Below are 11,515 nucleotides of genomic sequence, written 5' to 3'. Positions count from 1 at the left end.
GTCTGTAGCAAGGTTAACCGCTTAGGGGAGCCGTAGAGAAATCGAGTCTTAATAGGGCGTTTAGTTGCAGGCAATAGACCCGAAACCCGGCGATCTATCCATGGGCAGGTTGAAGGTTGAGTAACATCAACTGGAGGACCGAACCCACTAATGTTGAAAAATTAGGGGATGACCTGTGGATCGGAGTGAAAGGCTAATCAAGCCGGGAGATAGCTGGTTCTCCTCGAAAGCTATTTAGGTAGCGCCTCGCGTCTCACCCTCGGGGGTAGAGCACTGTTTGGGCTAGGGGGTCATCCCGACTTACCAACCCCATGCAAACTCCGAATACCGAGGAGTGCAATCGCGGGAGACACACGGCGGGTGCTAACGTCCGTCGTGGAAAGGGAAACAACCCAGACCGCCAGCTAAGGTCCCAAATATCAGTTAAGTGGGAAACGATGTGGGAAGGCCCAGACAGCTAGGAGGTTGGCTTAGAAGCAGCCATCCTTTAAAGAAAGCGTAATAGCTCACTAGTCGAGTCGGCCTGCGCGGAAGATATACCGGGGCTCAAACTGATAACCGAAGCTGCGGATGCTCTTAGGAGCATGGTAGAGGAGCGTTGTGTAAGCCGTTGAAGGTGGATCGGGAGGTCTGCTGGAGGTATCACAAGTGCGAATGCTGACATGAGTAACGATAAGGGAGGTGAAAAACCTCCCCGCCGGAAGACCAAGGGTTCCTGTCCAACGCTAATCGGGACAGGGTTAGTCGACCCCTAAGGCGAGGGCGAAAGCCGTAGTCGATGGGAAACAGGTTAATATTCCTGTACTCGCTATTACTGCGACGGAGTGACGGAGAAGGCTAGGCCAGCATGGCGATTGGTTGTCCATGTTTAAGGTTGTAGGCTGGGGACTTAGGCAAATCCGGGTCCCTAAGGCTGAGAACTGATGACGAAGCCCACTTAGTGGGTGAAGTGGTTGATGCCCTGCTTCCAGGAAAAACTTCTAAGCTTCAGGTAATAGTGAATCGTACTCTAAACCGACACAGGTGGTCAGGTAGAGAATACCAAGGCGCTTGAGAGAACTCTGGTGAAGGAACTAGGCAAAATGGTACCGTAACTTCGGGAGAAGGTACGCCGGTTTTGGTGATGGGACTTGCTCCCTAAGCTGAGGCCGGTCGAAGTGACCAGGTGGCTGCGACTGTTTATTAAAAACATAGCACTCTGCAAACTCGTAAGAGGACGTATAGGGTGTGACGCCTGCCCGGTGCCGGAAGGTTAATTGATGGGGTTAGCTTCGGCGAAGCTCTTGATCGAAGCCCCGGTAAACGGCGGCCGTAACTATAACGGTCCTAAGGTAGCGAAATTCCTTGTCGGGTAAGTTCCGACCTGCACGAATGGCGTAACGATGGCCACGCTGTCTCCACCAGAGACTCAGTGAAATTGAAATCGCTGTTAAGATGCAGTGTACCCGCGGCTAGACGGAAAGACCCCGTGAACCTTTACTACAGCTTTGCACTGAACTTTGAGCCTATTTGTGTAGGATAGGTGGGAGGCTTTGAAGCAATGACGCTAGTTGTTGTGGAGCCGTCCTTGAAATACCACCCTGGTATGTTTGAGGTTCTAACTCTGGTCCGTTATCCGGATCGAGGACAGTGTATGGTGGGTAGTTTGACTGGGGCGGTCTCCTCCCAAAGAGTAACGGAGGAGTACGAAGGTGCACTCAGCATGGTCGGAAATCATGCAATGAGCATAATGGTATAAGTGCGCTTGACTGCGAGACAGACATGTCGAGCAGGTACGAAAGTAGGTCATAGTGATCCGGTGGTTCTGTATGGAAGGGCCATCGCTCAACGGATAAAAGGTACTCCGGGGATAACAGGCTGATACCGCCCAAGAGTTCACATCGACGGCGGTGTTTGGCACCTCGATGTCGGCTCATCACATCCTGGGGCTGAAGCCGGTCCCAAGGGTATGGCTGTTCGCCATTTAAAGTGGTACGCGAGCTGGGTTTAGAACGTCGTGAGACAGTTCGGTCCCTATCTGCCGTGGGCGTTGGAGATTTGAGAAGAGTTGCTCCTAGTACGAGAGGACCGGAGTGAACGAACCTCTGGTGTTCCGGTTGTCACGCCAGTGGCATTGCCGGGTAGCTATGTTCGGACGGGATAACCGCTGAAAGCATCTAAGCGGGAAGCCTCCTTCAAGATAAGATCTCCCTGAGGCCTTGAGCCTCCTGAAGGGCCGTGGAAGACTACCACGTTGATAGGCTGGGTGTGGAAGCGTTGTGAGGCGTTGAGCTAACCAGTACTAATTGCCCGTGCGGCTTGACCATACAACAGAGATGGTTACTAACGACTAGCTAAGCTAGCGGATTGTGAGTTAGAGACATACGATCGCTTGCGGTGTATTACTACAGATTGTTTTACCGACTTATTTGGGGTTATCGCCGGTCAACAACATGACCGAGGCAAACAGCGATAACACGGCAGGCCAAGCACATTGCTTATAAGACCAACGCCAACCCAAGCCAGTTTGCCTGACGACAATAGAGTTGTGGAACCACCTGATCCCTTGCCGAACTCAGAAGTGAAACGCAACATCGCCGATGGTAGTGTGGGGCTTCCCCATGTGAGAGTAGGTCATCGTCAGGCTTCTAATCCGAAAGGGCCACCCAATAGGGTGGCCTTTTTTTTATGGCTGAAAAATATTTAAAAAAACAAAAAACAAAAAACAAAAAACAAAAAACAAAAAAGAGAAAGCAGAAATTACTTAGTCGAAATTAAATAGAAAAAATAAAATAGCTCTGAAAAACTTTAATACTCAACTTTCTATTTAAAAGTCAGTCAGTAAGTAAAAAAGAAAAAGCTAAAATTACTTGAGCACCTTTAACAGACGCCCTCCTAAAAAGCCTATAAAAATAGGTCTTTACCGATCTTCTCTCCAAGCGCCTTTACACTCACTCAAAAAATAATCCAACAAAAATAATCCAACAAAAATAACCCTCGTAAAAACCAGAAAAGTACCCATACCACTCCCGCCAAAAATTAAATTTAGCCGGTAAAAATATCGGTGATTTTTTAGTCTCTGCAGTGATCCCCTGTAACCACGGGGCCTGTAGCCCGTTTATTAAAGTTATGCACAACTCTATCCAGACTTTCTGTTAGTAACACCTGGCTGTGGAAATCCGCGCAAAAAGTGCTGCTTTTTTACCCGCCTTCAATAGAGCCAAGCAACCACGGGGCTGGCCGGGGATATCCCGGAGTTATACACAGCTCTATCCATGGTTTCTGTTGGTAACAAAGACGCCATAAAACGGACATCAGTTATTAACAGTGTTATGAGCGATAAATCTGTGGATTACTGCGGCTGATTGGTACGCCAGTATGCGAGAGGAGAAAAATTTGGGGATAAAAAAAGCCCCACCAGGTGGGGCTTGGGTGGGCTAGTAAGCAAAGGCGTTATCTGGAACGAGGTCAAAGTTCATATCATTCAAACTGAGGTCTTCCAGTGGAACCAGCTCGGCAGGGAGAGCAAAGCGTCGTGCGGCATTGTTCTGGTGCCAATCCAATACTTCAATGTCTGCTGACTCTTCTTGCTGTAGGTCTTGTAAAAAGGTCTTCAGCTCAGTGGTGCTCGCAGTAATTAGCGACTGGTAGTCGTAGGTTCCCAGTAGTTTAACGAAGCGGTATTCATCTGTGGCATCTTCAATACGCAGCCAGGCCTGCCCATTGGAATTACCATCCTCGCCGAGAATAACCGGGCCGTGATCATCGTCGAACACTGGAACGAGCTGATAATCGGGAACAGGTAGTATTGTCCCAACCCAAACCCAACCAGAGAGGCTGGTGCGGCTTAATTGCCATTCACAGAGCCATACCGTCTGATCATCGTCTATGCGAAATTCCCGGTACTCCCTTTGGCTTAAATAGTTGTCAAAGCTCACTTCGGCATTGGGGTTATCTTTACGAAAACTATGAAGCTGTTGTGTCATTTCATAGTTTACTTCCCAATGCTTTTTCAAGCGCCACTGCATTGGGTATTGGCCCCACTCAACGATATATTCTTCGTGCTCGCGAACAGTTTCGACTACGCGCCAAAAGGCGCCGTCAATAAGAATGCAGGTATCCCCGAGCTTACAGCCCGGTGCAATGATGCTGCATTCAGGTGAGGCTTCGGATGCACTCACTAAGTGTTCGCTACGCCCTTCAATAACGTCATACCAGGGAAATCCGTGACGCAATGGTGGCGGGAATGCCAATGGCGGCCGACCGCCAAGTAATCGTCGGAAGAGAACTGATTTTTCAATTTCAAGATCAGAAAGTGTATAGCCTTCCTGTTGTGTGATTTGGCCCCAGGCAAAGGCGGCCCGGATTAGGTGTTTTTCTCGGTCTGAAAAGCTCATGGGTGCAATCATGGGCAAGTAAATAAGAAACCATACCACTGTGCAGGGGTGGGCGCTAATGCAAATGCAATTATCTGCCTTTTGTTGGATGACGACAGCTTAGGAGCAGTTCGATACACTGGTTGGGATAAATTCGTTGGATAGGGGGTTGGCAGTGGTTTGGATACAGAGGTTTGCGATCTTCGCGATCAGCTTGTTTATAGGGCTATCTCCAGCAGTTGCAGAAGAGAGAGAAGAGAATAACTTCGAGTCCTGCTACCTGGACGGCTGGAGCCATGCTCTGCACTGTACAAAGATACCGGTTGGTGAAGGAGAAGCTGCAGTAGATCTAGCGATAATGATAGCCCCAGCAGTTAATGACATTGGACTGGAGCCACTTTATTTACTGGCCGGTGGCCCCGGTCAGGCAGCGAGTTATCTGACCCCGATTCTAAATGCCTTATATAAAGTCAATCAGAGTAGGGCGATCGTACTTGTCGATAGGCGCGGTTCGGGTTACTCGGCTGCATTTGACTGTGGGATCGACGGAGAAGTCCATATGGATCTGGAGGCGGTCACCGATCAATTCTCAACTTGCTACCTTGAAAACTCCTCCTTTGCTAAAACACTGCATAGCCGTCAAGCGGTTGATGATCTGGAGGAAGTGCGCCTTCAGTTGAGACATAAAAAAATTGCTTTGTGGGGAGGTTCTTGGGGAACTCGCACCGCGCTTCTTTACCAGCAATGGTATCCCGAAAGTTTAAGTGTCCTGATCCTGGATGCTGTAGCCCCGATTGATTCAAAAGTTTTTCTTACTGCGCAAGCTGCTGAAAAGGCGCTGCTAAAATTGGAGAAAGACTGCAGTCAGGATCCGGTGTGCTCCGAATTTGGCGATTGGAGATCTGACCTGGATAGCTTGCTTAGGGACTGGGATGGAAGAGCATCGAACTTCCCGGACCCCCACTCTGGTCGCACAATGGAAACAAGTGTTCCCCGTAGCTTCATACAAAACCTGATAAGGACCGCGCTCTACGCACCTGAAACGGCAGCGCAGTTACCATACGCTATTAGCCAGGCTGAGGAGGGTAATTATTTACCGCTATCGGGGTTGGTTGGACTTTTATCTGATGATGGAAGTATGTCTATGGGGCTCACCTTATCAGTTGCTTGCGCTGAAGAATTAAATCGCACTACAGGGGAAGAGCTGGCTGCAGATATTCGCGATAGCTTTTTAGGTGATGCTTTTTTTGAGATTTTTGCTGAGGGTTGCAAGGTATGGCCCGTATCTCCTATCACTTACGAAGTCCCGGAAGAAAGAAATCATCCTGTGTTAATTATTTCCGGGGAGGCTGACCCTATTACCCCACATTATTATGCGGAACAAAGCTTGGGGTATCTTTCAGAATTAAAACAGGTAGTGGTTCCAGGTGGTGGACATATCAATAGTATGCGCGGTTGTATACCAAAGCTAATAGATGATTTTCTAAAATCTCCACTTGCTTCTTTAGATAGTGATTGTATTGCGGATATTCAAAGACCACCTTTTATGGCGGGTGCTTTTGGACCTGAAATTGATAAAGCGGTATCCAGTGAGTTGCTATCGAGCCAAGGGGATAACAAATGATTGCTGTTAAATCTATTCACAAGCAATTCTCTGGAAAGAAAGTACTCAAAGACCTGAATTTCAATATACCTGATGGCCAAATAACCGCTTTGCTGGGGGCCAATGGAGCCGGTAAAACTACTTGCCTGAGAATTATAACGGGGTTGGTAAAACCGGATGAAGGTACAGTATTTGTTAGTGGGCTTAATGTGGCCGAAAAGCCATTAGAAATAAAGCGGCAATTGGGCGTTGTCGGCGATCGTGAAGGCTTGTATGAACGACTTACTGTAGCGGAGTACTTATCATTTTTTGCCAGTGCGCAGGGATTATTTGGGGCAGAGCTTAAGCGCGCATTGAATTCTGTTCGAGAAGAGCTGGAATTAGAAGATTTGTGGCAACGTCGGACAAAAGGCTTTTCCCAGGGGGAGAGAATGAAAGTGTCGCTGGCGCGGGCACTAGTCCACCGGCCTACGCATTTGATACTCGATGAACCGACTCGCGGGCTTGATGTCCTTGCAGCGAGACTGCTGCGGAAAACACTTCTGCGGTTGCGCTCTGAGGGCGTAGCCATTTTATTTTCCAGCCATATTATGGCTGAAGTTACTGAGTTGTCAGATAGAGTATTGGTGATGGCTAACGGTGCTATTGTCGATAGTGGTACCCCCGATGAGCTTGTAGAACGCACAGGCTGTAAAAACCTGGAAGATAGTTTCGTCACTCTGGCTTACGAGGTTAAAGGGGAGGTGATGGCATGAAATTTTTAAACCTATTATTTACTCCCGCCATGTCTGCTCTTCTGAAGAAGGAGTCTTTAGAGGTTTGGCGTGACCGGCGAGCACTTTATTTATCTTTGCTGTTTGCCATTTCATTTCCCGGAATGATCGCATCGATGACTCTGTTTATGTTTAAGTCCCAAGGGGAGAGGACATTTCAGCTAGCGTTGTTAGGCGGGCAGGATTTACCAGTATTAGAGCAACAGCTGAGTAAAGGGCGGGTGGAACTGGATAGCCTGTCAGAAGGGGACCCGATAGCTTTACTTGATGAAGGTTACGATGCAGTTGTGAAAATTGATGAAGGTTTTTCTACCGATTATCGCAATTTCCGCAGCCCCAAGGTTTATTTGTATGTTGATAGCTCCGATCGTTTCAGCGGGCAAGGCGCGAGTCATGTTCAACAAAAGCTGGGTGAGCTACAACAGCTCATTGTTCAACAAAGAATGGTCGCTAGGGGAGTCCCACTAAAAACAATAGCACCCTGGCAAGTCCAGGTTAGGGATGTCAGTACCCCGTCTACCCGCAGTGCCTGGATTGTTGGTTCAATACCGACACTCTTGATAATGACGCTGTTTATAGGTTGCCTGTCCTCGTCCATTGATGCCTCTGCCGGTGAGCGGGAGAGAATGAGTTTTGAGGTATTACTGCAACAACCTCTGGCCGCCTGGCAGGTGGTCCTGGCCAAGGTGCTCGCTGTAGCCAGTATCAGTTGGTTATCTTCAATTCTTGCGTTAGTTTCACTAATGGCTGTTTTTCCATTTTTGCCCTTGGCTGAAATGGGGATACAACATGCAACTACGCTGAGTGGCATGGTTGCTATGGCGCTAGCCCTGCTCCCACTGGCTCTATTGGTTGCCGTAGTGCAAATATTGTTAGCGTTGCGTTCCCAGTCATTTAAAGATGCCCAAACTCAATTGAGTATATTGCAGATTTTACCTGTCACTATGTTGTTAATATTGGATATGTCATCCATAGAGCTAGAGGAGCCTGCCTGGCAGTTGGTCCCGCTGGTCGCGCAACAGCAGTGGTTTAAGGCTCTACTGGTTGGGGATACGGTCTCCATATCACTGATAATCGCTGGCTCACTGGTCAGCCTTTTATTGGTTGTTGGGTGTATATTAGGCGGTGCCCGAGCGCTGCAGCGAGAGAGTCTGCTCGGAGCTACCTAGCTTACTGATTTAGAGAGTTGTACTGGTATGAGTGACTTTCGTGAAGGGTTATTAAGTATCAACCTGAGGTCTATAGCAGATAACTATCAGGATCTGGCTAATCGCTTGAAAGCCGGCACCCGGTGCGGTGCTGTGGTTAAAGCGGATGCTTACGGCTTGGGAATGGCTCATGTTGCACCGGCGCTATACGCTCAGGGATGCCGCGATTTCTTTGTGGCCACCCAAGTCGAGGGGGAGCGCTTGCGCAGTGACCTCGGCAACGATGTGAATATAGTCATTTTTACCGGTGTCAGGCTTGGTGCTGAACTAGAGTGCGCTCGCGCGGGTTTGATCCCCACATTGTTTACTCTGGATCAATTGAAGAGCTGGGTTGAAATCTGCGAGAGCGCTCAGTTGGAGGCCCCTTGTGCCGTAAAAATTGATACCGGCATGACTCGATTGGGATTGACCCCAGATGAGTTCGAATTACTGCTCAAGGACCGCCCTCTCTTGGAGTCCGCCGATGTTCGGATGTTCTTCAGTCATCTTGCCTGTGCAGACCAGCCCCAGCATCCGCATAACAAGCTTCAGTTGAACGAGTTTAAGACCGCGGGCGATCGCTTGCGGGAACTGTGCCCGGATATTCAGCTCAGTCTTGCGAACTCATCCGGCATCTTTTTGGGTGAGGACTATCACTTTGATATTGCCCGACCGGGCTCCGCACTGTACGGCCTTAACCCTGTCCCTGAGGCTGAAAACCCGATGCGTCCAACGGTGACTTTGGGCTTGCCAATTGTCCAAAAGCGCTATGTCAGTCAATCCCGGTCTGTGGGGTATGGTGCGACCCAGGAAGTTCCCGGAGATAGTTGGCTTGCGGTAGCTCGGGGTGGATATGCCGATGGCATTATACGAGCCCAAGGGGGGCGGGGGCGCGGATGGGGGCACGGCCGCCCTCTGCCAATTGTCGGGCGTATATCAATGGACTCTACCACTTTCGATATTTCGGGTCTCAGCGAAGAGGAGCGGGACTCCCTTCAGTCGATCGAGATTCTCAATGACCAGCTTACGGTGGATGAAGTCGCTGGGTATGCCGGGACTATCGGTTATGAAGTCCTGACGAGCCTCGGGCATCGCTATGGCCGCCATTATGTAAAAGGTTGAACAAATTGCAGGACGTCGCCGCAAAAACACCATTAGAACAGCTTCGCCCGGTGCTGGAGCTGCTGGCGGATGGGGAAATACACTCGGGAGAATCCCTCGGGAATGCGCTTGGTGTCAGCCGAGCCGCTGTTTGGAAACAACTACAAAAGCTCGAGAGCTACGGCCTGACGCTTGAGTCTGCTAAGGGGCGAGGTTATCGCTTGCCGGGAGGTCTCGACTTGCTATCTGAGCAGACTGTTACCAATCAGCTGGATGGTTCAGCCCGAGCGCTACTGTGCGAGTTGCGGGTTTTTGATGAGTTGAGTTCAACGAACTCGCTGTTATTGGAGCGTTTTGAACAAGGTAAGGGGCACGCGGTAGCGATTCTCGCCGAGCGGCAAAGTGCCGGCCGGGGTCGCCGTGGCCGCAATTGGGTCAGCCCGTATGCCACAAGTATCAGCCTCTCAGTGGGCTGGGAGTTTAATGGCGGTGTACAAAGCCTGGAGGGGTTGAGTCTCGCCGTCGGTGTTGCTGTGGCAAAAGCGCTCGAGCGTTTTTCTGTACCGGGTGTGCGCCTGAAGTGGCCAAATGATGTGTGGTGCCAGGGCCGTAAATTGGCCGGTGTATTACTTGAGCTAAAAGGGGATTTAACCGACCGCTGTTCAGTGGTTATCGGCATTGGGTTGAATAATGGTCTCAATGCAAAGACAGCTGAGGAGATTGACCAACCATGGGCAGATCTCCAGCAAGTCCGTCCTGGTATTGGCCGCAGTGAATTAACTGCGGCGATACTCAGCGAGCTGTTACCGATGCTGGAAACTTACCCGGAAGGGGGGTTCGCTGCTTACCGGGAATCGTGGTCAACCCTAGACCAGTTTGCCGGGCAGCCAGTTCAGTTGCGGTCAGGTAATTTGAGCTGGGAAGGTGTTGCGGCCGGTGTCGATGAAAAAGGAGCCTTGTTACTCGAGACTGATAAAGGGCAAAAGTCATTTCATGGGGGGGAAATCTCGTTGCGGGGGCAGGTGTGATTCTAGAGCTGGATGTCGGCAATACACGGGGTAAGTGGCGCTACCTGGTCGAAGGCGAGGTGATAGCCCGTGGTGATATCGAAACTGGGCAGTTGCGCCAGCAGATTTTACCTGAGGGTTGGGCAGACTTAACCCCCTGCCGTTTTCGGGTAGTGAATGTTGCCGGTCCCGTTGTTGCTGAATTCTTGAGTCAGGTGGCCCGAGACCTGTTCACACTTGAGGCTGAATTCTCCGCAGTGGCACCTCAATGTGCCGGCGTTATCTGTGGGTATGAAGACCACTCCGCCCTGGGGGTGGATCGGTGGCTGGCAATGTTGGCGGCCTACCAGCAATCTCCCCGAGCATCATTAATTGTGGATTGCGGCAGTGCGGTCACCTTAGATTTGCTGGACAATAGCGGGCGCCACATTGGGGGATATATCGTTCCCGGTTTCGGATTGATGAATCGCGTTCTCAGTGTCGATACCCATGCAGCAAAGAGTCATGAGGCACTGACCCTGACAAAAACATTGGGCGCGGGACGCAATACCAATGAGGCGATAAACCGTGGCCTCTTGCTGATGGTGTTGGGTGCGGTTGATCGAGCAATGGAAGAATTGCAGGTCCACTCCGGTTCCCCCCCTTTATTGTGGTTAACCGGCGGGGATGCGCAGTTGCTTTCCGCAGTTTACCAGCACGAACATCGCCTGGTTCCCGATTTGGTGATGGATGGGTTGGCCCTTAGTAATCCATAAAAATTTACTCTGTTATGCGCTGGATAGCCCTTTCTTTAGTTGCCCTGAACGCTGTGCTTTTTGCCTGGTATATGTTGGTAGCGCCATCTCCGCAGTTAAGTAGCGGCAAGAGCCCGATCCCTCTCGAGTCGGAGGGAAAGAAAATTACCCTCGTTAGCGAAATATCCCCTGAAGAGCTGCCTGCTCCAGAGAAGGCTGGGGCACTGAGTAAGGAGTCCTTTGAGGTTGAGCAGCTTTGTACGCTGTTGGGGCCTTTCGCGGAGGAGTACCAGGGCGAGGATCTCTTGCAGCGAATCCGGTCCCTTCAGGTTAAAGCCGAGCTGCGTGATATAGAAATGCAGGGGCAGATGCGCTACTGGGTATATCTGCCGCCACTGAGTTCGAGGCGGGAGGCCTACAACCGCTTGCGTGAACTACAGTCTCAGGGGATCGACAGCTATGTCATTCCCAAGGGCGCATTGGAAAATGGCATTTCATTTGGGATTTTCAGTGAGCGAGCCCGAGCTGAGTCCCATACCAGCGTTTTGAAGGAGAGGGGGGTTACCGCGCAGTTCAAGGAGGAGCCGCAAACCTATATGGAGCGGTGGATAGTTATGCCCCCCGGCAGCACAGAAAGTCTTGCAGAAGAATTTTGGCGACAATTGCAAAGTGAATACCCGGACCTGGATCGGCGCCCAAATCTTTGTTCTGAAGTACTTGGCTAACAAAAAAGCAGATTTATCAGAAAATCATCA

General features: G+C 50.3%; 8 protein-coding genes and 2 rRNA genes (1 of these 10 only partly in view). 9 read left to right on the top strand and 1 reads right to left on the bottom strand.

Going from position 1 to position 11,515, the window contains the following annotated elements; genetic code table 11:
- Both ACJJI3_RS14410 and rrf read left to right on the top strand, forming a co-directional pair.
- Positions 1-2,306 (top strand): 23S ribosomal RNA (locus ACJJI3_RS14410); it begins 576 nt to the left of the window's first position.
- 203 nt (positions 2,307-2,509) lie between these two features.
- A 5S ribosomal RNA gene (rrf, locus tag ACJJI3_RS14405) occupies positions 2,510-2,625 on the top strand.
- 791 nt (positions 2,626-3,416) lie between these two features.
- Here rrf and ACJJI3_RS14400 read toward each other — a convergent pair.
- A complete protein-coding gene (locus tag ACJJI3_RS14400) occupies positions 3,417-4,376 on the bottom strand; it encodes a hypothetical protein (protein ID WP_444906491.1) in 960 nt (319 codons plus the stop codon).
- A 154-nt stretch (positions 4,377-4,530) separates the two neighbouring features.
- On the opposite strand from ACJJI3_RS14400, the gene ACJJI3_RS14395 reads away from it, so the two are divergent.
- Genes ACJJI3_RS14395 through ACJJI3_RS14365 form a run of 7 tightly spaced genes read left to right on the top strand, consistent with a single transcriptional unit; the run spans position 4,531 to position 11,485 of the window.
- The gene (locus tag ACJJI3_RS14395) at positions 4,531-5,979 is read left to right on the top strand and encodes an alpha/beta fold hydrolase (RefSeq protein WP_444940098.1); all 1,449 of its coding nucleotides are present in this window, start codon (positions 4,531-4,533) and stop codon (positions 5,977-5,979) included.
- A complete protein-coding gene (locus ACJJI3_RS14390; protein WP_444940097.1) occupies positions 5,976-6,713 on the top strand; it encodes an ABC transporter ATP-binding protein in 738 nt (245 codons plus the stop codon). The genes ACJJI3_RS14395 and ACJJI3_RS14390 overlap by 4 nt, the downstream gene beginning before the upstream one ends.
- Positions 6,710-7,900, top strand: a complete 1,191-nt coding sequence (locus tag ACJJI3_RS14385; protein ID WP_444940096.1) for an ABC transporter permease — start codon at positions 6,710-6,712, stop codon at positions 7,898-7,900. Before ACJJI3_RS14390 ends, ACJJI3_RS14385 begins: the two co-directional genes overlap by 4 nt.
- Before the next feature lie 27 nt (positions 7,901-7,927).
- Positions 7,928-9,040 (top strand): alanine racemase, encoded by a 1,113-nt coding sequence (gene alr, locus ACJJI3_RS14380; RefSeq protein ID WP_444940095.1) that lies wholly within the window; start codon positions 7,928-7,930, stop codon positions 9,038-9,040.
- Between the two features lie 5 nt (positions 9,041-9,045).
- Positions 9,046-10,047: a bifunctional biotin--[acetyl-CoA-carboxylase] ligase/biotin operon repressor BirA gene (birA, locus tag ACJJI3_RS14375; protein WP_444940094.1), complete on the top strand. Its 1,002-nt coding sequence runs from the start codon at positions 9,046-9,048 to the stop codon at positions 10,045-10,047.
- Positions 10,044-10,781, top strand: coding sequence for a type III pantothenate kinase (locus tag ACJJI3_RS14370; protein WP_444940093.1), 738 nt, complete (start codon positions 10,044-10,046; stop codon positions 10,779-10,781). The genes birA and ACJJI3_RS14370 overlap by 4 nt, the downstream gene beginning before the upstream one ends.
- Positions 10,782-10,795: 14 nt before the next feature.
- A complete protein-coding gene (locus ACJJI3_RS14365) occupies positions 10,796-11,485 on the top strand; it encodes an SPOR domain-containing protein (protein WP_444940092.1) in 690 nt (229 codons plus the stop codon).
- Positions 11,486-11,515: the final 30 nt, after the last annotated feature.

The organism is Microbulbifer maximicatervae (SeqCode), from assembly GCF_052466985.1.
This window is presented reverse-complemented; position numbering and strand designations above follow the sequence as displayed.